Origin of the sequence: Klebsiella oxytoca NBRC 105695, from assembly GCF_001598695.1 — a bacterium.
GTDB lineage: Bacteria > Pseudomonadota > Gammaproteobacteria > Enterobacterales > Enterobacteriaceae > Klebsiella > Klebsiella oxytoca.
Genome location: NZ_BCZK01000005.1, coordinates 85208 through 105033, shown reverse-complemented (window position 1 = coordinate 105033; position 19826 = coordinate 85208). Strand labels below are relative to the sequence as shown.

At 58.6% G+C, this 19826-nt stretch carries 20 protein-coding genes; 14 read left to right on the top strand and 6 right to left on the bottom strand.

All coding sequences use genetic code 11. The annotated features are described in order from the left end of the window. The first annotated feature begins 194 nt into the window (after window positions 1-194). Both putA and KO1_RS10370 read left to right on the top strand, forming a co-directional pair. A complete protein-coding gene (gene putA, locus KO1_RS10375) occupies window positions 195-4157 on the top strand; it encodes a trifunctional transcriptional regulator/proline dehydrogenase/L-glutamate gamma-semialdehyde dehydrogenase (RefSeq protein ID WP_004112096.1) in 3963 nt (1320 codons plus the stop codon). 179 nt (window positions 4158-4336) lie between these two features. Continuing rightward, complete coding sequence (locus KO1_RS10370) at window positions 4337-4732, top strand: lysozyme inhibitor LprI family protein (protein ID WP_004100983.1); 396 nt, start codon at window positions 4337-4339, stop codon at window positions 4730-4732. Here the strand turns inward: KO1_RS10370 and rutR are convergent. Then, on the bottom strand, window positions 4729-5367 hold the full coding sequence (rutR, locus tag KO1_RS10365; protein WP_004100981.1) for an HTH-type transcriptional regulator RutR: 639 nt from the start codon (window positions 5365-5367) through the stop codon (window positions 4729-4731). The genes KO1_RS10370 and rutR overlap by 4 nt on opposite strands. A gap of 284 nt (window positions 5368-5651) precedes the next feature. Between rutR and rutA the strand changes: the two genes are divergently transcribed. The 7 genes from rutA to rutG are packed head-to-tail and all read left to right on the top strand — an operon-like array spanning window position 5652 to window position 11073. Continuing rightward, entirely contained in the window at window positions 5652-6743 is a 1092-nt protein-coding gene (gene rutA / locus KO1_RS10360) for a pyrimidine utilization protein A (RefSeq protein ID WP_004100980.1), read from the top strand. Then, entirely contained in the window at window positions 6743-7453 is a 711-nt protein-coding gene (gene rutB / locus KO1_RS10355; RefSeq protein ID WP_004100975.1) for a pyrimidine utilization protein B, read from the top strand. Before rutA ends, rutB begins: the two co-directional genes overlap by 1 nt. Next, window positions 7446-7838 (top strand): pyrimidine utilization protein C, encoded by a 393-nt coding sequence (rutC, locus tag KO1_RS10350; RefSeq protein ID WP_004100974.1) that lies wholly within the window; start codon window positions 7446-7448, stop codon window positions 7836-7838. The genes rutB and rutC overlap by 8 nt, the downstream gene beginning before the upstream one ends. Beyond that, window positions 7835-8638 (top strand): pyrimidine utilization protein D, encoded by an 804-nt coding sequence (gene rutD / locus KO1_RS10345; RefSeq protein WP_004112078.1) that lies wholly within the window; start codon window positions 7835-7837, stop codon window positions 8636-8638. The genes rutC and rutD overlap by 4 nt, the downstream gene beginning before the upstream one ends. After that, a complete protein-coding gene (locus tag KO1_RS10340) occupies window positions 8635-9225 on the top strand; it encodes a malonic semialdehyde reductase (RefSeq protein WP_004112075.1) in 591 nt (196 codons plus the stop codon). Before rutD ends, KO1_RS10340 begins: the two co-directional genes overlap by 4 nt. Window positions 9226-9234: 9 nt before the next feature. Then, window positions 9235-9729: an NADH-dependent FMN reductase RutF gene (gene rutF, locus KO1_RS10335; RefSeq protein WP_004100971.1), complete on the top strand. Its 495-nt coding sequence runs from the start codon at window positions 9235-9237 to the stop codon at window positions 9727-9729. A 21-nt stretch (window positions 9730-9750) separates the two neighbouring features. Beyond that, a complete protein-coding gene (gene rutG, locus KO1_RS10330) occupies window positions 9751-11073 on the top strand; it encodes a pyrimidine utilization transport protein G (protein ID WP_004100970.1) in 1323 nt (440 codons plus the stop codon). A gap of 240 nt (window positions 11074-11313) precedes the next feature. Here the strand turns inward: rutG and KO1_RS10325 are convergent, their stop codons facing one another. Then, the gene (locus KO1_RS10325) at window positions 11314-11487 is read right to left on the bottom strand and encodes a con-10 family general stress protein (RefSeq protein ID WP_004100969.1); all 174 of its coding nucleotides are present in this window, start codon (window positions 11485-11487) and stop codon (window positions 11314-11316) included. A gap of 374 nt (window positions 11488-11861) precedes the next feature. Between KO1_RS10325 and wrbA the strand changes: the two genes are divergently transcribed. Beyond that, window positions 11862-12458 carry an NAD(P)H:quinone oxidoreductase gene (wrbA, locus tag KO1_RS10320; RefSeq protein WP_004100968.1) on the top strand — a complete coding sequence of 199 codons (597 nt, stop codon included), beginning with the start codon at window positions 11862-11864 and terminating at the stop codon, window positions 12456-12458. A gap of 20 nt (window positions 12459-12478) precedes the next feature. After that, a complete protein-coding gene (locus KO1_RS10315; RefSeq protein WP_004100967.1) occupies window positions 12479-12706 on the top strand; it encodes a YccJ family protein in 228 nt (75 codons plus the stop codon). A gap of 139 nt (window positions 12707-12845) precedes the next feature. On the opposite strand, the gene agp is transcribed toward KO1_RS10315, so the two are convergent. Both agp and KO1_RS10305 read right to left on the bottom strand, forming a co-directional pair. Then, complete coding sequence (gene agp, locus KO1_RS10310) at window positions 12846-14093, bottom strand: bifunctional glucose-1-phosphatase/inositol phosphatase (protein WP_004100966.1); 1248 nt, start codon at window positions 14091-14093, stop codon at window positions 12846-12848. Between the two features lie 137 nt (window positions 14094-14230). Next, entirely contained in the window at window positions 14231-14455 is a 225-nt protein-coding gene (locus tag KO1_RS10305; RefSeq protein ID WP_004112069.1) for a hypothetical protein, read from the bottom strand. 273 nt (window positions 14456-14728) lie between these two features. Here KO1_RS10305 and KO1_RS28135 point away from each other — a divergent pair, with 273 nt between their 5' ends. After that, on the top strand, window positions 14729-14851 hold the full coding sequence (locus tag KO1_RS28135; protein WP_004100963.1) for a small membrane protein: 123 nt from the start codon (window positions 14729-14731) through the stop codon (window positions 14849-14851). A gap of 122 nt (window positions 14852-14973) precedes the next feature. Here the strand turns inward: KO1_RS28135 and KO1_RS10300 are convergent, their stop codons facing one another. Next, window positions 14974-16365 (bottom strand): APC family permease, encoded by a 1392-nt coding sequence (locus KO1_RS10300; protein ID WP_004100961.1) that lies wholly within the window; start codon window positions 16363-16365, stop codon window positions 14974-14976. 352 nt (window positions 16366-16717) lie between these two features. Next, the gene (puuA, locus tag KO1_RS10295; protein WP_004112067.1) at window positions 16718-18136 is read right to left on the bottom strand and encodes a glutamate-putrescine ligase; all 1419 of its coding nucleotides are present in this window, start codon (window positions 18134-18136) and stop codon (window positions 16718-16720) included. A gap of 224 nt (window positions 18137-18360) precedes the next feature. On the opposite strand from puuA, the gene puuD reads away from it, so the two are divergent. Continuing rightward, on the top strand, window positions 18361-19113 hold the full coding sequence (gene puuD, locus KO1_RS10290; protein ID WP_168421987.1) for a gamma-glutamyl-gamma-aminobutyrate hydrolase: 753 nt from the start codon (window positions 18361-18363) through the stop codon (window positions 19111-19113). A gap of 25 nt (window positions 19114-19138) precedes the next feature. Then, window positions 19139-19696 (top strand): HTH-type transcriptional regulator PuuR, encoded by a 558-nt coding sequence (gene puuR, locus KO1_RS10285; RefSeq protein WP_004100955.1) that lies wholly within the window; start codon window positions 19139-19141, stop codon window positions 19694-19696. The last annotated feature ends 130 nt before the right edge of the window (window positions 19697-19826 follow it).

The following is a 19826-nucleotide window of genomic DNA, read 5'->3' as shown; positions in this document are numbered from 1 at the left end:
ACATGGTAGATATTTCTACGCAACCTCATCACTGCACAGAAGCGAACTTCGCCAAATCAATCACTCGGCGTCCGGGCGGCAAATTTATCAGCATCCGGCGACATCGTTAACCTTGTGGCCGGAGCGTGGTAATGCAGCCAATAAAGAGGCGGGTTGAAGGATAAAGCGAATGACCAATAACAGGAGTTCCTGACATGGGCACCACCACCATGGGTGTAAAACTTGACGACGCGACGCGCGAACGTATTAAATCCGCGGCGAGCCGTATTGACCGTACGCCGCACTGGCTGATTAAGCAGGCCATTTTCAATTATCTGGAAAAGCTGGAAAACGACGAGACGCTGCCTGAGCTACCGGCGTTACTTTCCGGCGCGGCTAACGAAAGCGATGAAACGGGCAGTCCGGGCGATGAGCCCTGGCAGCCGTTCCTCGAATTCGCTGAGCAGATCCTGCCGCAGTCCGTCTCCCGCGCGTCAATTACCGCCGCCTGGCGTTGGGCCGAAACCGACGCCGTGCCGATGCTGCTGGAGCAGGCTCGCCTGCCGCAGAATCTCGGCGAGCAGGCCCACAAGCTGGCATATCAGCTGGCGGAGAAGCTGCGCAACCAGAAAACCGCCAGCGGCCGCGCAGGAATGGTGCAGAGCCTGCTGCAGGAGTTCTCGCTCTCGTCGCAGGAAGGCGTGGCCCTGATGTGCCTGGCGGAGGCGCTGCTGCGCATTCCCGACAAAGCCACCCGCGATGCCCTGATCCGCGACAAAATCAGCAACGGCAACTGGCAATCGCATATCGGCCGCAGCCCCTCGCTGTTCGTCAATGCCGCCACCTGGGGGCTACTGTTTACCGGCAAGCTGGTCTCGACCCATAACGAAACCAGCCTGTCGCGTTCGCTGAACCGTATTATCGGCAAGAGCGGCGAACCGCTGATTCGTAAAGGCGTCGATATGGCGATGCGCCTGATGGGCGAGCAGTTCGTCACCGGCGAAACCATCGCCGAAGCGCTGGCCAATGCCCGCAAGCTGGAAGACAAAGGCTTCCGCTACTCCTACGATATGCTGGGCGAAGCGGCGCTGACCGCTGACGATGCCCAGGCCTATATGGTTTCCTATCAGCAGGCTATTCATGCCATAGGCAAAGCCTCGAACGGCCGGGGGATTTATGAAGGGCCGGGCATTTCGATTAAACTCTCCGCGCTGCATCCGCGCTATAGCCGCGCCCAGTACGATCGCGCGATGGATGAGCTTTACCCGCGCCTGAAATCGCTAACCCTGCTGGCTCGCCAGTACGATATCGGTATCAACATTGACGCCGAAGAGGCCGATCGCCTGGAGATCTCGCTCGATCTGCTGGAAAAACTCTGCTTTGAGCCGGAGCTGGCGGGCTGGAACGGGATTGGCTTTGTGATCCAGGCCTATCAGAAACGCTGCCCGTTCGTCATTGACTACCTGATCGACCTGGCTACCCGCAGCCGTCGCCGCCTGATGATTCGTCTGGTAAAAGGCGCCTACTGGGATAGCGAAATCAAACGCGCGCAGATGGACGGGCTCGAAGGCTATCCGGTCTATACCCGCAAGGTTTATACCGATGTCTCCTATCTGGCCTGCGCGAAAAAGCTGCTGGCGGTGCCGAACCTGATCTATCCGCAGTTCGCAACGCATAACGCGCATACCCTGGCGGCGATTTATCAGCTCGCCGGACAAAACTACTACCCCGGTCAGTATGAGTTCCAGTGCCTGCACGGCATGGGCGAACCGCTGTATGAGCAGGTGACCGGCAAAGTCGCCGATGGCAAACTCAACCGTCCCTGCCGTATTTATGCGCCGGTGGGCACCCACGAAACGCTGCTGGCCTACCTTGTGCGTCGCCTGCTGGAAAACGGCGCTAACACCTCGTTCGTGAACCGCATCGCCGACAGCACCCTGCCGCTGGATGAGCTGGTTGCTGACCCGGTCGCCGCCGTGGAAAAACTGGCCCAGCAGGAAGGTCAGGTTGGCCTGCCGCATCCGAAAATCCCGCTGCCGCGCGATCTCTACGGCAAGGGGCGCAGTAACTCAGCCGGTCTGGATCTGGCCAACGAGCATCGCCTGGCCTCCCTCTCTTCCTCGCTCTTAAACAGCGCGCTGCATAAATGGCAGGCGCTGCCGATGCTGGAACAGCCGGTTGCCGAAGGCGAAATGCAGCCAGTCATCAACCCGGCGGAGCCAAAAGATATCGTCGGCCACGTGCGCGAAGCCAGCGAGGCTGAAGTTCAGCTGGCGCTGACCAGCGCGGTCAACAACGCGCCGATCTGGTTCGCCACCCCGCCGCAGGAGCGCGCGGCGATCCTCGAACGCGCTGCGGTACTGATGGAAGGCCAGATGCCAACGCTGATGGGTATCCTGGTGCGCGAGGCGGGAAAAACCTTCAGCAATGCCATTGCCGAAGTGCGTGAAGCGGTGGATTTCCTGCACTATTACGCAGGCCAGGTGCGCGCGGATTTTGATAACGAAACCCATCGTCCGCTCGGCCCGGTAGTGTGTATCAGCCCGTGGAACTTCCCGCTGGCAATCTTTACCGGCCAAATTGCTGCCGCGCTGGCGGCCGGCAACACCGTTCTGGCGAAACCCGCCGAACAGACGCCGCTGATCGCCGCTCAGGGCGTCGCTATCCTGCTGGAAGCGGGCGTACCGCCGGGGGTTATTCAACTGCTGCCGGGCCGCGGAGAAACCGTCGGTGCGGCGCTGACTTCCGACGAGCGCGTTCGCGGCGTGATGTTCACCGGCTCAACCGAAGTCGCCACGCTACTGCAGCGCAATATCGCCAGCCGCCTGGATGCTCAGGGTCGCCCGACGCCGCTCATCGCTGAAACCGGCGGCATGAACGCGATGATCGTTGACTCTTCCGCCCTGACCGAACAGGTGGTGATCGACGTTCTTGCCTCGGCGTTCGACAGCGCGGGACAGCGCTGCTCTGCGCTGCGCGTGCTCTGCCTGCAGGATGATATCGCCGACCATACGCTGACGATGCTGCGCGGCGCGATGGCCGAGTGCCGGATGGGCAATCCGGGCCGCCTGACCACCGATATCGGGCCGGTTATTGACGCCGAAGCCAAAGAGAACATTGAGCGCCATATTCAGACGCTGCGCGCCAAAGGGCGCAAAGTCTTCCAGGCGGTGCGCGAAACCAGTGAAGATTCGCGCGAGTGGACCAGCGGTACTTTCGTTCCACCGACGCTGATCGAACTCGATAGCTTCGACGAGCTGAAAAAAGAGGTCTTCGGCCCGGTGCTCCACGTGGTGCGCTATAACCGCAACGAGCTGGACGGGCTGGTTGAGCAGATCAACGCCTCGGGTTATGGCCTGACCCTGGGCGTGCATACCCGTATTGACGAAACCATCGCGCAGGTCACCGGCAACGCCAACGTCGGCAACCTGTACGTCAACCGTAATATGGTTGGCGCCGTGGTCGGCGTGCAGCCGTTCGGCGGCGAGGGCCTGTCGGGTACGGGTCCAAAAGCCGGCGGCCCGCTGTATCTGTACCGACTGCTCTCCAGCCGGCCGCAGAACGCCGTCGGGATCACCCTCGCCCGCCAGGATGCGGAGTACCCGCTGGACGCGCAGTTGAAAACGCTGCTGGAGAAACCGCTGCTCGCGTTACAGCAGTGGGCTAAAGACCGCCCGGAACTGCAGGCCCTGTGCCAACAGTTCAGCGAACAGGCGCAGGCCGGTACCCAGCGTCTGCTTCCGGGCCCAACCGGTGAGCGCAACACCCTGACCTTTATGCCGCGCGACCGCGTGCTGTGCGTCGCCGATAACGAGCAGGACGCGCTCACCCAGCTGGCGGGCGTGACCGCCGTGGGGTGCGAAGTGCTGTGGCCTGACGCGCCTCTGCAGCGCGAGCTGGCGAAAAAGCTGCCGCGCGAAGTCAGCGAACGGATCCACTTTGCCAAAGCGGAAACCCTGGCGAGCGAGCCTTTCGATGCGGTTATCTACCACGGCGATTCCGATCAGCTGCGTGAGCTGTGTGAACAGGTAGCGGCGCGCGATGGCGCGATTGTTTCGGTGCAGGGCTTCGCCCGCGGCGAGAGCAATCTGCTGCTGGAGCGGCTCTATATTGAACGTTCGCTCAGCGTCAATACCGCCGCAGCCGGCGGCAACGCCAGCCTGATGACGATTGGCTAAACCGTTTCCCGGCGGCGATGCTGCGCATCTGTCCGGGCGGCTGTAGACCTGTCGCCCGGGCAAGGCGCTCCGCGCCGCCCCCGGGAAAGCAGACGGCACAACGTCAGCTAATGACACCAGACGCAGGCTGTGGTTAATTAAGGCTCCCGGACGGGAGCTTTTTTTATGGGAGTTGACCAATGAAACGCACTTTACTCGCTTTTGCCGCGCTGCTGGCAAGCACCCATGCGCTGGCGGACGAATGTAGCAACGCCAGCAATCAAACGGAAATGAACCAATGCACCGCCGAGCAGTACCAGGCTGACGACAAAAAATTAAATGAAACGTATCAGGAAGCGCTGAAGCGCGCCTCTGAAAAACAGCAGGAACTGCTGAAAAAAGCGCAGCTGACGTGGATTGCCCTGCGCGACGCCGACTGTCAATTCCTCGCCTCCGGCGCAGAAGGCGGCAGCGTACAGCCGATGCTGATCAACCAGTGCATGTCCGATAAAACCGTCGAGCGCGAGTCGTATCTCGCTTCGCTGCTGCAGTGCGAGGATGGCGATCAGAGCTGCCCGCTGCCGCCCGCCAATTAACGCACCCGAATCCCTTCGATAATCATCCGCTGGACGTTATCGACGGTTTGCTGAAAAAACGCCTCATCGCGCAGCGTCGCGCCGGTTACCGCCTCAACCTGAGTGGCGAAATCGGCGTAATGCTGCGTAGTCGCCCAGATCATAAAGATCAGATGCTGCGGGTCGACGGGCGCCAGCCTGCCGCTCTCAACCCAGCCGGAAATAATCGCCGACTTCTCATCTACCAACGCTTTCAGATCGCCGGTCAGCTCGCCCATCAGCAGTGGCGCACCTTGCAGCATCTCCAGACAAAACAGCTTTGACGCCTGCGGGTGATCGCGGGAAACCTCCAGCTTAAGGCGAATATATTCGCCGATGGCCACCAGCGGACTGATGTCTTCACGAAACGCCTTGAGCGGCGCCAGCCAGATAGCCAGGATCTGCTGCAGCACCGCGATATACAGTGCTTCTTTCGAGGGGTAGTAATAGAGCAAATTGGTTTTCGACACCCCGGCCAGCTCGGCAACCTGCTCAAGCCGCGTGCCGTGAATGCCATACTGCGAGAACGCGTCCAGCGCGGCGGCCAGAATAGCCTCTTTTTTTGCGCTCACCGCCTGTGAACGTTTGCCGATCTTTTTCACGCCGCCCTGTGCCATGCATTATCTCCTTCTTTTCCCGCCATCAGCATAGCAAAAGCCCAGCGCCGGCACGACTCTGTGCACCCCGATTGCGCACGACTGCGGCTTTTTCGTGCACCGATTTTGACCATTCAGTCCACTTTTATTGCTGCCATTTTCAGCAACCATAACGCAACACATTAATAACATTAGCCTTTATAAAACTGGCATCGCCTTTGCTTTATCTTTCAGGCGAGGTGATTGAGGGAGATGCAGGATGCAGCGCCGCGCCTTCTTGTTCAACGACATGCAGAGAGGTAGGTATGAAAATTGGTGTCTTCGTTCCGATTGGTAATAACGGCTGGCTGATTTCCACCCATGCTCCCCAGTACATGCCGACGTTTGAGCTCAATAAGGCTATCGTGCAAAAAGCCGAACACTACGGCTTCGATTTCGCGCTATCGATGATCAAACTGCGCGGCTTCGGCGGCAAAACCGAATTCTGGGATCATAATCTGGAGTCCTTCACCCTGATGGCCGGACTGGCCGCCGTGACTTCACGCATCCAGATCTACGCCACCGCCGCCACCCTGACCTTGCCCCCGGCGATCGTCGCCCGCATGGCCTCAACCATTGACTCTATCTCCGGCGGCCGCTTTGGCGTCAATCTGGTCACCGGCTGGCAAAAGCCGGAGTACGAGCAGATGGGCATCTGGCCGGGCGATGACTATTTTGCCAGCCGCTATGACTACCTCACCGAATATGTCCAGGTCCTGCGCGACCTGTGGGGAACCGGGCGCAGCGACTTCAAAGGCGACTACTTCACCATGAATGACTGCCGGGTCAGCCCGCAGCCGTCGCAGCCGATGAAGGTCATCTGCGCCGGGCAAAGCGATGCCGGTATGGCGTTCTCCGCCCAACACGCTGACTATAACTTCTGCTTCGGTAAAGGCGTGAACACCCCTGCCGCCTTTGCCCCCACCGCCGCCCGGATGATGCAGGCGGCGGAAAAAACCGGCCGCGACGTCGGCTCCTACGTCCTGTTTATGGTGATTGCCGACGAAACCGACGAGGCAGCCCGGGCCAAATGGGAGCATTACAAAGCCGGCGCGGATGACGAGGCGCTGGCGTGGCTGACGGAACAGAGCCAGAAAGACACCCGTTCCGGCAGCGACACCAACGTGCGCCAGATGGCCGATCCCACCTCGGCGGTCAATATCAACATGGGCACTCTTGTGGGCTCCTACGCCAATGTCGCCCGTATGCTCGACGAGGTGGCGGCGGTTCCCGGCACCGACGGCGTGCTGCTGACGTTTGATGATTTCCTTATCGGTATCGAAGCCTTTGGACAGCGCATTCAGCCGCTGATGCGCTGCCGCGACCATATTGCCACCATGACTCAAGAGGTTGCCTGATGATTACCCTGCCCGCTCGCCCGGAATCCCTGACCTTCGCGCCGCTACAAAGCGCGCTGATCGTCGTCGATATGCAGAACGCCTACGCCAGCCAGGGCGGCTATCTCGACCTCGCCGGCTTTGATGTTTCCACCACCCGACCGGTTATCGACAATATCAACCTCGCCGTGGCCGCCGCGCGCGCCGCCGGGATGCTGGTTATCTGGTTTCAGAACGGCTGGGATGACCAGTACGTGGAGGCCGGCGGCCCCGGTTCGCCCAATTTTCATAAATCCAACGCGCTGAAAACCATGCGCCAGAACCCGGAGCTGCAGGGCAAGCTGCTGGCGAAAGGCGGCTGGGACTATCAGCTGGTCGATCAGCTTAAGCCGCAGCCCGGCGATATCGTGCTGCCGAAACCGCGCTACAGCGGCTTCTTTAATACCGCGCTCGACAGCATCCTGCGCAGCCGCGGCATCCGCCATCTGGTGTTTACCGGCATCGCCACCAACGTCTGCGTGGAATCAACCCTGCGCGACGGCTTTTTCCTCGAATATTTCGGCATCGTGCTGGAGGACGCTACGCACCAGGCCGGTCCGGCGTTTGCCCAGCAGGCGGCGCTGTTTAATATCGAAACCTTCTTTGGCTGGGTCAGCGATGTCGCCAGCTTCTGTAATGCCCTTGAGCCCGCCGCGCCGCACGCATTTACCGAGGAGAAACGTTATGCCTAAACAGGTGATTATTCCGCCAGGCACCACCGCGCCTATCGCACCGTTTGTTCCCGGCACGCTGGCCGACGGCGTGGTTTACGTCTCCGGCACCCTGCCGTTCGATAAGCAAAATAACGTGGTTTACATCGGCGACCCAAAGGCGCAAACCCGCCACGTGCTGGAAACCATCAGGAGCGTTATCGAGACGGCGGGGGGCAGTATGGCGGATGTGACCTTCAACAGCATCTTTATCACCGACTGGAAAAACTACGCCGCGATTAACGAAGTCTACGCGGAGTTCTTCCCCGGCGACAAACCGGCGCGTTTCTGCATTCAGTGCGGGCTGGTGAAGCCCGAAGCGCTGGTGGAGATCGCCACCGTCGCCCATATCGGGAAACCGGCATGATGAAGCTGAATATCTCCCCGGCGCCTTATCCCGGCGCGCCGGTGGTGGTTCTGAGCGCCGGGCTCGGCGGCGCGGGCGGCTACTGGCTGCCGCAGCGTTCGGCGCTGGAAGCGCACTACCAGCTGGTGAGCTATGACCACAACGGCACCGGCGAAAACGGCGGCCCGTTGCCCGCCGGCTATAGCATGGCGCAGATGGCGCAGGAGCTCTACGCGGCGCTGCTGGAGGCGGGTATTGGGCGCTTTGCGCTGGTCGGCCACGCCCTGGGGGCGCTGATTGGCCTGCAGCTCGCGCTGGACCATCCCGAAGCGATAAGCGCCCTGGTACTGGTGAACGGCTGGCTGACGCTCTCCCCGCATACTCGCCGCTGCTTCCTGGTGCGCGAGCGCCTGCTGCACGCGGGCGGCGCGCAGGCGTGGGTAGAAGCGCAGCCGCTGTTCCTCTATCCGGCGGAGTGGATGGCTTCTCGCCTACCGCGTCTGGAGGCCGAAGACGCGCTCGCCATCAGCCATTTCCAGGGCAAAGAGAATCTGCTGAAAAGGCTGAATGCTCTCAAGCAGGCCGACTTTTCGCGCCGGGCGGCAGCCATCGTCTGCCCGACGCTGGTTATCAGCGCCGCTGACGATCTGCTGGTCCCGGCCTCCTGCTCCCGCCTGCTGCAGGCGGCAATCCCCGACAGCCAACTGGTGGAAATGGCCTGGGGCGGCCACGCCTGCAACGTCACCGATAGCGCCACCTTTAACCCTATTTTATGCGACGGGCTGGCCGCGATGCTGCCCGTACCCCAGGAGAACCTATGAGCGAAGCCATTAGCCCGGCCGCCTGCGCCGCGCTGTTCACCGAGGCCCGAACCCACAACGGCTGGCTGGATAAGCCGGTCAGCGACGCGCAGCTGCGCGAACTCTACGACTTGCTGAAAATGGGGCCGACCTCCGCCAACTGCTCCCCGGCGCGCTTCGTTTTCGTCCGCACCCCGGAAGGTAAAGAGAAGCTGCGCCCGGCCCTGTCGAGCGGCAACATCGCGAAGACCCTGCAGGCGCCAGTCACCGCTATTGTCGCCTGGGACCGCGCGTTCTATGACCGGCTGCCGGAGCTGTTCCCCCACGGCGACGCCCGCAGCTGGTTTACCTCCAGTTCGCAAATGGCGGAGGAGACCGCCTTTCGCAACAGCTCATTGCAGGCGGCATACCTGATTTTCGCCTGCCGCGCGCTGGGCCTGGATACCGGTCCGATGTCGGGTTTTGACCGCGAAAAAGTCGATGCGGCGTTTTTTGCCGACGGCGCCTGGAAAAGCAACCTGCTGATTAATATCGGCTACGGCGATCCCGGTAAACTGTACGCGCGCCTGCCGCGTCTGTCCTTTGATGATGCCTGCCAGCTGGTATAAGGAGCCCGCATGTCTCTTGCCGATAAACAAAGCTTTCGCGACGCCATGGCCCACGTCGGAGCGGCGGTGAACATTATCACCACCGATGGTCCCGCAGGCCGCGCAGGATTTACCGCCAGCGCGGTTTGCAGCGTCACCGACGCGCCGCCCACGCTGCTGGTCTGCCTGAATCGTTCAGCCTCGGTATGGCCGATCTTCAGCCAGCATCAGGCGCTGTGCGTTAATACCCTGGCGGCCGGTCAGGAAGGACTCTCGAACCTTTTCGGCGGTAAAACGCCGATGGCGGAGCGCTTCGCCGCCGCCGACTGGCAAACCGGCGCGACCGGCTGCCCGCGTCTGGAGGCAGCGCTGGTCAGCTTCGACTGCCGCATCAGCCAGATCGTCAGCGTCGGGACGCACGACATTCTGTTTTGCGAAGTGGCGGCGATTGTTCGCCATCCGGAACCGCGTGGACTGATGTGGTTCGATCGCGGCTACCACACGCTGATGCGTCCAGCCTGTTAACCCTAAACCCAGGATCTCATCATGGCTCTCTTCGATTTTCCTCGCTGGCAGTTAACCTCCCCCTCCGCCGCGTCCGGCGTCGTGGCCCCCGATGAACGGCTGTCGGTCGGGCAAACCGTGGTGATGGGCGTTCAGCACGCGGTGGCGATGTTTGGCGCAACCGTTCTGATGCCAATCCTGATGGGGTTAGATCCTAATCTGTCGATCCTGATGTCCGGCGTCGGCACCCTGCTGTTCTTTTTGGTCACCGGCGGGCGCGTGCCGAGCTACCTTGGTTCCAGCGCCGCCTTTGTCGGCGTGGTCATCGCCGTCACCGGCTTCAACGGCCAGGGGCTTAACCCGCACCTTAGCGTCGCGTTGGGCGGAATTATCCTCTGCGGACTGGTGTATACCCTGATTGGTCTGGTAGTGATGAAACTCGGTACCCGCTGGATTGAGCGGCTGATGCCGCCAGTGGTCACCGGCGCGGTGGTGATGGCGATTGGTCTTAATCTGGCCCCTATTGCGGTTCGCAGCGTATCAGCGACGCCGTTCGACGGCTGGATGGCGGTGCTGACCGTGCTCTGTATCGGCCTGGTGGCAGTGTTTACCCGCGGGATGCTGCAGCGGCTGCTGATCCTCGTCGGGCTGATTATCGCCTGCGCCCTCTACGCGCTGCTGGCCAACGGCCTCGGGCTGGGCAAGCCGCTGGATTTTAGCCTGCTTGCGCAGGCGGCGTGGTTCGGTTTGCCGCAGCTGACCGCCCCGACCTTTAACGGCCAGGCAATGATGCTGATCGCTCCCGTGGCGGTAATTCTGGTGGCGGAAAATCTCGGCCACCTGAAGGCGGTTGCCGGGATGACCGGGCGCAATATGGACCCGTATATGGGCCGCGCGTTCGTCGGCGACGGGCTGGCAACGATGCTCTCCGGCTCGGTTGGCGGCAGCGGCGTGACTACCTATGCGGAGAATATCGGCGTGATGGCGGTCACCAAAGTGTACTCGACGCTGGTGTTCGTCGCGGCGGCGCTGATTGCGATGCTGCTTGGGTTTTCACCGAAATTCGGCGCACTGATCCATACCATTCCGGGACCGGTGATCGGCGGCGCATCGATCGTGGTGTTTGGCCTGATTGCCGTCGCGGGCGCGCGAATTTGGGTACAGAATCGGGTGGATCTGAGCCAGAATGCGAATCTGATTATGGTGGCAGTGACGCTGGTGCTGGGGGCGGGCGATTTTGCGCTTTCGCTCGGTGGCTTTACCCTCGGCGGGATCGGCACGGCCACCTTCGGCGCGATTCTGCTCCACGCTCTGCTTAACCGCCGTCCGCGTGAGGCCGGGCAAACCAACGTCACCCCGGTATGAAAGCGTGCAACGCCAGCAGACCCGTACCGGGAAATCCCCGGTCGCGCTACGCTTACCGGGGCGACAAAACAGCGCCAACCCGTAGCCCGGCTAAGGCATTAGCCGCAGGGCGGGGGCTACTTCCGCTTAGCGGCATCTGCATGCATCGGGATAAAAAAAACCGCCGACTACACGTCGGCGGTGAGGGCGATGGGGTTTGCTCTGGAGATTAACCCCTATCGGCAGACAATCAGGACGGCGCTAGCTATCGCGGCTGCCGTGACTGTTTTTTCCCCCTTTTTTACCAGCTTCGGAAGCGCGCTGAGGATCGTTTTTAAAGTTTCCCCCGCTATGCTGGCCACCTTTACGACCTGCTTCTGATGCTCTTTCACGGTCTTCAGCAAAGTTGCCGGTACCGCCACGATGGTTTGCCATTACTGACCTCCATTTAGGTTAGACATCATGCTGCATTAGGTGAAACAAAAGGCCTTAGCCTCCGCGATCCCATTTTCCGATCGCGTACTGTTAAGGTTAGCGAATACAGAAGCGGCTGTAGGCAGATAGTCATATCCTGAAATAGATTTCTGATAACAACCGCCGCTATGGCGCACATTCTGCGCTAAGCAACTCTTATGACAGCCTAAAATAGCGCCGCCAAAGATGTATCTTTTTGCAACAGCCGCTATTTTTTGCATTTTTGTTATAAATCAAACAAATGATTGTTACATTTGCACTCTTCGCCAGAGATCTTATCTTTAAAGGTAGCCAGTCGTCTGGCTGGCGCATAACGCAACCGAGGAGTGATGCAAATGGCTAAGATTCTGGTGCTTTATTATTCAATGTACGGACACATCGAGACCATGGCGCATGCCGTCGCCGAAGGGGCTAACAAAGTCGATGGCGTGGAAGTGGTCGTGAAGCGCGTGCCGGAAACCATGCAGGCAGAGGTTTTTGCCAAAGCAGGCGGGAAAACACAAAACGCCCCCGTTGCCACACCGCAGGAGCTGGCTGAGTACGATGCCATCATCTTTGGTACCCCTACCCGCTTCGGCAACATGTCCGGGCAGATGCGCACCTTCCTCGATCAAACTGGCGGTCTGTGGGCATCCGGCGCGCTGTACGGCAAACTGGCCAGCGTATTCAGCTCAACCGGTACCGGCGGCGGTCAGGAACAGACCATCACCTCCACCTGGACCACCCTTGCCCACCACGGGATGATCATTGTGCCGATTGGCTACGGCGCTCAGGAGCTGTTTGATGTCTCGCAGGTTCGCGGCGGCACGCCTTACGGCGCCACCACCATTGCCGGCGGAGACGGATCGCGTCAGCCAAGTGAAGAAGAATTGGCCATTGCCCGCTATCAGGGTCAACACGTTGCAGGTCTGGCAGTTAAATTACACGGTTAATCTTCAGCAGGAGGAAAAGCATGCCGAATCAAGAAGCAAAGGCCCACCGCGTGGGTGAATGGGCAAGTCTGCGCAATACATCTCCTGAAATTGCCGAGGCAATTTTTGAACTCGCCAATTATGATGAAAAGCTGGCGGAGAAAATCTGGGAAGAAGGCAGCGATGAAGTCCTGCCCCGCGCCTTCGCCAAAACCGACAAAGACTCGCTGTTCTGGGGCGAACAAACCATCGAACGCAAGAACGTGTAGCCCGGACAGGTACGCAGTACCGCCTCCTGGATTTATTGCATGAGCTTCCCGGAGGCGGCGCGTTGCGCCAGTCCAGGCGACAACACCCGGCTAAACATCGGCAGCAAGACCCGGATTGCTCCGGGTTTTTTATGCTCTGCTACTTTGTCGCCTCGGCCATCGCCTTTTTAAAGGTATCCATTGGGCAGAAGCCGTTGTCATCCACAGGACAACCGTTCAGCGCCAGCGTTACCCGCTGCGGCGGCGATTGCAGGGTCAGCGCATCGGCATTACGCAACTGCTCGGTGCTTTGGTACAGATACTCGATCTTCATCAAATCACGATTGCCGCTCTTATCATGCCAGCGCTGGAACACCAGCTTGCCGCCGATGGGCGTGCGTTCGTACTGGTTGTGCAGCTGATAAGGTTTAAAATCCAGCGCCGTCAGCAGCGAGGCGATATTAGAGTCGTGCCCCACCAGCAGCGTCACTTTCGCCGACTTCGCCGCGTCCCCTACCAGAACGTTATCAATATATTTCACCAGCGGTTTGGCCACATTGCGCGCCACTTCCGGCGAAGTAAACAGACTGTCCTGATAGCCGTTTTTCAGCTTCGACAGCACCTGCCACTGCTTATCGCTGTTAATTTCACCCCACGCCACCTGGTCTTTCGGGAAACCTTCATAATATTGCAGTGTAAAGGCGTCAACCAGCGAGTTGCCGACTTTAAGCGGCCCGGAAACGCCCGGCTCCTGCTGATATTTAGCGCTAAAGGTATCTTTCGCGTCGCTCAGCGAGCACTGCTGCTTCTCTTTACAGGACGGGGAGTTACGGTAGTCGGTCATCTCCTCCAGCAGCTTATAGCTTTCGCTCAGCTGCATCCCCTGCCGCTCTTTCTCCATCGCCTGTACGGCCTTTTCGCTGAAGGCGGCGGAATCATCGGTGATCACCGGATTAAACGTCGGGTCCATGGTGCCCATTTTTTCCTGATGATGTACGGTCACGCCGCAGCCGGGGAACGCGCCGGTGATAAAGAACTGCGCGGTGGCGACGGTACGCTGCAGGCTATTGGCATAGGCGTAGACCGCGTTCTCCGGCGGGCATTCGCCGCTGGTCACCACTCCCTGCTGCGCCAGCCATTCGCGCATATAGTGCCCCATGTAGACTTCCAGCACTCCGCCCTTGGTGGTCAGCTGTCCACCGGGGACATCCCACTCTGGCCAGGACTTTGGCGTGGATTGCTCCAGCACGCTGCCGTTGTTCGCCAGCGGCGCGCGCAGGTTATGGCGGCTCATGATCAGCACCTGCTGAAGCTGGTACCCTTCCGGTGCGGCCGGTTCCTGCGCCTGAACGCCAGCGGACAGTAAAACAGCGCCGGCCACAGCGGCGGCAAGTAGACTTTTTCTCATCCCTTCATCCTCAGTCAGTGATTATCATCGCCTTGATTGTGACAAATTTATGACATTTTTCCGGGCAATGGCTCGCAAAGTACGGAAAGAAATACGCTTTCCGCGATGACCGAGGGTCGCAAAATCAGTGAACAGGATTACTGCGGCAGCGGTACTGCCGCCAGAGTGCAGATAGCCTCATGCTCGCCGCCGTGATGGTCAACGATGACCACTTTATCTCCGGCTTTTTTTCCTTCGCAGGGTTTTAAAATCCGTTCGACAACGCGTTCATGGATAGATTGATGGCCGGAATCGGCCAGGCTGCTTGCTGACGTCGCCATCAGCAGCAGCCCAGCCAGCCCGACGATATGCTTATTCACCATTGATTACTCTCGCCCCCTATTTAAGCGGGCCAAGGGTAGCAGCCTGCCGGGCCGTGGTCTGTAAATTCGCTTAAACGAGTGTTACTCCGTTCATTTTTTCATCACCGTCGAGCTTTACTCTTCACATTTATTCATGTAAATAATAATTTCATTGCTCGGCTGGCTGTCTATTCTCGTCCGACTCATCGGGTCATCTTTAAGAAATATCCCGATGCTATTATCCCGATATCACGGTATTTTTTCTCCATGTTAAACATAACATTAGGTTAATCTATGTCAGGTATCCTGCTCTTTATCGTCGCGGTGGTTTTGCTGGGAGTCGCGGTCTACAGCCTGGTCTCCTACGTCAAAGATCGGCGCTCCGCGCAACTGCCAACTCATAAGAAAAAGAAATAATTCATCCTCACTATTCTTACCTTTTGCCCCTGCTATTTCTAACCGACCGCCTGATTTCAAACGAGAATGACAAAAAAGAAGGCAGGCGCTTTCGCCTGCCTTTGTGTCGACGTAAAAAATGGTTACGATTCCCAGGCCTGTTCCGCTTTAGCGCCGTCAAACTGCGGCGGCGGTTTACGGAAACGGCGGGTCAGGTAAGTCAGATAGAGTAACCCCAGCCCCGCCCATATCAGGCCGAGCGTCAGCGATGTCGCTTCCAGATTAATCCACAGTACCCCCACCGTCAGCGCGCCGACCATCGGGAGCAGCAGATAGTGAAAGCGATCCTTCCACGTTTTGTTAAAGCCTTTACGCCGCCAGAAGTGGTTGAACACCGATAGATTAACGAAGGTGAATGCTACCAGCGCGCCAAAATTAATCAGCGCCGTGGCGGTGACCAGGTCAAAGAACAGCGCCGACAGCGCGACAATCCCCACCATGATCACGTTGAGCGCTGGGGTACGCCACTTCGGATGGACGTAGCCAAAAATACGCTCCGGGAAAACGTTATCGCGGCCCATGACGTACAGCAGTCGTGAAACGCTGGCGTGCGACGCCAGGCCGGAGGCCAGCGTATTCACAAACGTCGTGCACAGGAAGATCGACTGGAACAGCTTGCCGCCGACGTAGAGAGCAATCTCCGGCAGCGCCGCATCCGGATCTTTAAAACGGCTGATATCGGGGAAAAAGAGCTGCATAAAGAACGAAGCGGCAATGAAAATCACTCCGCCATAGACCGCGGTCAGAAAGATCGCCTTCGGGATTACCCGCGCGGCGTCCGGCGTCTCTTCGGAAAGCGTAGTCACCGCATCGAAGCCGAGGAATGAAAAGCAGACGATCGTCGCCCCGGTAATAATCGGGATCAGGTGCGCATTCTGGCTGATAAAAGGCTGCAGCGACCAGACGGTGCCCACCCCTTCCCCTTTATGCAGCCCCTGCACCACCAGCACGATGAAGACCACCATAATCGAGATCTGCACCAGCACGAACAGGGTGTTGAAGTTCGCTACCAGATTGACGCTTTTCAGATTCGCCGCCGTCAGAATCGCGACAAAGGTCACCACCCATACCCAGGGCGGCACGTCCGGAAACAGCGCGGAAAGATAAATCTTCGCCAGCAGCACGTTGATCATCGGCAGGAACAGATAATCCAGCAGCGACGACCAGCCCACCATAAAGCCGACGTGCGGGCTGATCGATTTCTGCGCATAGGTGTAGGCTGAGCCCGCCTGGGGAAACTGGCGCACCAGCTTGCCGTAGCTGATGGCGGTAAACAGCACGCCGGCCAGCGCCAGCAGATAGGATGCCGGAACGTGGCCGTTGCTGATGCCGGAAACAATGCCGAAAGTATCAAAAACCGTCATCGGCGTCAGATAGGCGAGGCCCATCATCACCACCTGCCAAAGCTTGAGGGATTTGCGCAGGCGCGGTTTCCCCGCCCCGGAGGCGTTGTCGAGAGAGGGATTAATAGCCATGGCCATTTCCCCCGCTGCACGCCTGGGCTTGCGGTCGTAGAGACCGGGAAACCAACCTGCTTCGCAACGGGGTTAATGGCAAATCAAAAGGTAAAAAGAACCGACGAGCGGCGGTAGCGGCGCATTCCATGCGGCCATGACGGCCCCCTTCTCCCTGCGGATATTTAAACATCTGCATCATTTCCTACCTCGTTACACACTGTGTCGTTAACTGAAGCCCCGTTGCCGCCTGCGCTCCTTAACGCGGCATCCGGGAATGGCTGGGCTCCCAGCAAAAACGTCCGACCAGGCTCCGCTCAGGCCGTATGATGCTACTCGTGATAATGCTAAAGCGCCCCTAGCGGGGCGAAAATCAGGCGTTTTTCAACATCCACTCAATTTCAGTCTCTGTGATCAGACGCTCAAATTGCAGTAATTCGTCATTTTTACAGGCGTGATAAACGTGGCAGAAGCGTTCGCCAAGCCGCTCGCGCAGGTGGTCGTTTTGCATAAACTCCCACAGCGCATCGCTCTGGCGAATCGGGAACGGCAGCCCCTCCTGCTCAAGGCCATTGCCTTCCACTTCTTCCTGTAACGGCAGCGGATTATCCAGCCCGTGGAGGATGCCGGCAAAAATCGCCGCCATCACCAGGTATGGGTTGGCATCCGCCCCGGCCACCCGATACTCGACGCGATGGTTGTGCCGATCGCCGCATGGAATGCGCAGCGCCACCGTCCGGTTGTTATGCCCCCACGACGCCTGGGTCGGCACATACATTCCCGGCTGGAAACGGCGATACGAGTTCACGTTCGGCGCCAGCAGCGCCATCGATGCCGGCATCAGATCGATCATCCCGGCGAGCGCGCGTTTTAACATCGCGGAATCTTCACCGTCGGCGTCAGCCAGCACGTTCTCGCCTTTGTTGTTCTGCATGCTGATGTGGATATGCATCCCGCTACCGGCGTGTTCTTCATAGGGTTTCGCCATAAAAGTGGCGTGCATCTTATGCTTCTCCGCCATTAAACGCACGAGACGTTTTAACGCCAGCGCATCATCGCAGGCATCGAGTACGTTATCGGTATGGTGGAGGTTGATTTCAAACTGGCCGGGAGAAGCTTCTGCCACCGCGCCGTCGGCGGGGATCAGCTGGAGCTGAGCGATCTCATCAATATCGTTAAGCACGTCGGCAAAATGGTTGAGGTTATCGACGGAGTAAACCTGGCTTTGGGTATTGCGATCGCCGGTTCCCGGCGCGCAAGGCGGCTGCAGGTAGCCTTCCGCGTCGCGCTTGCGGTCAAGTAAATAGAACTCCAGCTCTACCGCTACCACGGGGAACAGCCCGCGCTGGCGCAGCTGCTGCCAGAGGCGGTTCAGAACGTTCCGCGGCTCAACGTCAAAGGGAGCGCCATCTTCATCAACCATGGTCAGCAGAACCTGACCAATGTATTCCGGGTCCGCCGCGGACGGGGTTAAGGTCCCCAGCACCGGCACGCAGGTGCGATCAGGTTCGCCCATCTCCTGGCCGAGCCCCGCCTCTTCCACCACGTTGCCGAGAATATCCATGGCAAATACCGAAGCCGGGAAATAGCAGCCCTTCTCCAGCTTGTTCAGGCTGGAGACCGGGATCCGCTTACCGCGGAAGCAGCCGTTCAGATCGGTTAACAGCACATCAACGTATTGCGTATTGGGGTAACGCTCAAGGTAGCGCTTCACTTCCCAGGTGAATGCGCTGACCCGTCTCTCTTCCGACTGCTGAACAAAATTCTCAACTTCTACGATATTGGTTTCCATGATTCACCGCCGTTGTTGTAGTTTCGGACCCTGAATTGCACTGTTAAATATAATGTCCACCCTTCGAATGTGTATGCAAACAAATTGTTTGTCAAATGTTAAATTAAGTTTGCAAAGGGCAATATCCACTGCTAGATTGAGAAAATATTGAACGAAATGGCCGTTTTACCCGCTAACCCGGTCATAATTTAGTCCACTTTGTGAGGGCGATCATGGAAAATATAATGTACAAGCCAGTTATTGGCGTAGTGATGTGCCGAAACAGGCTTAAGGGTCACCAGACCCAGACTCTGCAAGAGAAGTACCTGAACGCGATTGTTCACGCCGGCGGCGTACCGATTGCCCTGCCGCACGCGCTGGCCGAGCCGGAACTGCTTGCTACGCTACTGCCAAAACTGGACGGCATTTATCTGCCCGGTAGCCCGAGCAACGTACAGCCGCACCTTTATGGTGAAAACGGCGATGAGCCTGACGCCGATCCCGGGCGTGATCTTCTGAGCATGGCGCTGATTAGCGCCGCGCTCGAAAGGCGCATCCCCATTTTCGCCATCTGCCGTGGACTACAGGAACTGGTTGTCGCCACCGGCGGGACTCTGTATCGTCGTCTGTTCGAGCAGCCTGAGCTTCTTGAGCACCGCGAAGACCCCGAACTTCCCGTCGAGCAGCAATACGCGCCCTCGCATGAAGTTCAGGTTCAGGAGGGAGGATTACTTTCTCAGTTAATACCGGGCTGCAACACGTTTTGGGTAAACTCGTTACACGGGCAGGGAGCAAAAATGACGGGTCCACGGCTGCGCGTGGAAGCGCGTTCTCCGGACGGGCTAGCGGAAGCGGTCAGCGTTAACGACCATCCTTTCGCCCTCGGCGTGCAGTGGCATCCTGAATGGAACAGTAGCGAATACGCCCTGTCGCGAATGTTGTTTGAAGGTTTTATCACCGCCTGTCAGAACTATATCGCTGAAAAACAGCGACTCTGACCACTACCGTTAAGGAAATGCAAATATGAGCGATGACGGACTGGCGCCAGGGAAACGTTTGTCAGCGATCCGCCAACAGCTGGGTCTCTCACAGCGTCGTGCCGCCGAACTGTCTGGGTTAACACATAGTGCCATCAGCACCATAGAACAGGACAAAGTCAGTCCTGCCATCAGCACGCTGCAAAAGCTGCTGAAAGTCTACGGGCTGTCGCTCTCGGAATTCTTTTCTGAACCAGAAAAACCGGCTGAACCGCAGGTGGTTATCAATCAGGACGATCTGATTGAAATCGGCAGCCAGGGGGTATCGATGAAGCTGGTTCACAATGGCAATCCGAACCGCACGCTGGCGATGATATTTGAAACGTACCAGCCTGGAACCACAACCGGGGAGAGGATCAAGCATCAGGGTGAAGAGATAGGCACCATACTGGAGGGTGAAGTCGTGTTGACCATTAACGGTCAGGCGTATCACCTGGTGGCTGGGCAAAGTTATGCCATTAACACCGGCATACCGCATAGCTTCAGCAACACTTCGGCAGGTATCTGCCGAATTATCAGCGCCCATACTCCCACCACCTTCTGATTTATTAGCCTGAGCCTTTCTCAGGTTTTCTTCAGGCCTGCGCCGCCCGGGGTGAATTCCGGCGGCGCGAAGATAACGCAGTTCACCTTGCGCAATGCGGAAAAACGTATTCCGCTGGCCCCGGATAATT

What these genes read in the sequence shown, in the direction of transcription:
- KO1_RS10305 (WP_004112069.1), bottom strand. Translation starts at nt 14,455, where the DNA reads ATGGTGAATAAGCATATCGTCGGGCTGGCTGGGCTGCTGCTGATGGCG.
- KO1_RS10315 (WP_004100967.1), top strand. Translation starts at nt 12,479, where the DNA reads ATGCCGAATCAAGAAGCAAAGGCCCACCGCGTGGGTGAATGGGCAAGT.
- rutF (WP_004100971.1), top strand. Translation starts at nt 9,235, where the DNA reads ATGTCTCTTGCCGATAAACAAAGCTTTCGCGACGCCATGGCCCACGTC.
- rutB (WP_004100975.1), top strand. Translation starts at nt 6,743, where the DNA reads ATGATTACCCTGCCCGCTCGCCCGGAATCCCTGACCTTCGCGCCGCTA.
- puuD (WP_168421987.1), top strand. Translation starts at nt 18,361, where the DNA reads ATGTACAAGCCAGTTATTGGCGTAGTGATGTGCCGAAACAGGCTTAAG.
- putA (WP_004112096.1), top strand. Translation starts at nt 195, where the DNA reads ATGGGCACCACCACCATGGGTGTAAAACTTGACGACGCGACGCGCGAA.
- KO1_RS10300 (WP_004100961.1), bottom strand. Translation starts at nt 16,365, where the DNA reads ATGGCTATTAATCCCTCTCTCGACAACGCCTCCGGGGCGGGGAAACCG.
- puuR (WP_004100955.1), top strand. Translation starts at nt 19,139, where the DNA reads ATGAGCGATGACGGACTGGCGCCAGGGAAACGTTTGTCAGCGATCCGC.
- rutA (WP_004100980.1), top strand. Translation starts at nt 5,652, where the DNA reads ATGAAAATTGGTGTCTTCGTTCCGATTGGTAATAACGGCTGGCTGATT.
- agp (WP_004100966.1), bottom strand. Translation starts at nt 14,093, where the DNA reads ATGAGAAAAAGTCTACTTGCCGCCGCTGTGGCCGGCGCTGTTTTACTG.
- KO1_RS10325 (WP_004100969.1), bottom strand. Translation starts at nt 11,487, where the DNA reads ATGGCAAACCATCGTGGCGGTACCGGCAACTTTGCTGAAGACCGTGAA.
- KO1_RS10340 (WP_004112075.1), top strand. Translation starts at nt 8,635, where the DNA reads ATGAGCGAAGCCATTAGCCCGGCCGCCTGCGCCGCGCTGTTCACCGAG.
- rutD (WP_004112078.1), top strand. Translation starts at nt 7,835, where the DNA reads ATGATGAAGCTGAATATCTCCCCGGCGCCTTATCCCGGCGCGCCGGTG.
- KO1_RS10370 (WP_004100983.1), top strand. Translation starts at nt 4,337, where the DNA reads ATGAAACGCACTTTACTCGCTTTTGCCGCGCTGCTGGCAAGCACCCAT.
- rutG (WP_004100970.1), top strand. Translation starts at nt 9,751, where the DNA reads ATGGCTCTCTTCGATTTTCCTCGCTGGCAGTTAACCTCCCCCTCCGCC.
- rutR (WP_004100981.1), bottom strand. Translation starts at nt 5,367, where the DNA reads ATGGCACAGGGCGGCGTGAAAAAGATCGGCAAACGTTCACAGGCGGTG.
- puuA (WP_004112067.1), bottom strand. Translation starts at nt 18,136, where the DNA reads ATGGAAACCAATATCGTAGAAGTTGAGAATTTTGTTCAGCAGTCGGAA.
- rutC (WP_004100974.1), top strand. Translation starts at nt 7,446, where the DNA reads ATGCCTAAACAGGTGATTATTCCGCCAGGCACCACCGCGCCTATCGCA.
- wrbA (WP_004100968.1), top strand. Translation starts at nt 11,862, where the DNA reads ATGGCTAAGATTCTGGTGCTTTATTATTCAATGTACGGACACATCGAG.
- KO1_RS28135 (WP_004100963.1), top strand. Translation starts at nt 14,729, where the DNA reads ATGTCAGGTATCCTGCTCTTTATCGTCGCGGTGGTTTTGCTGGGAGTC.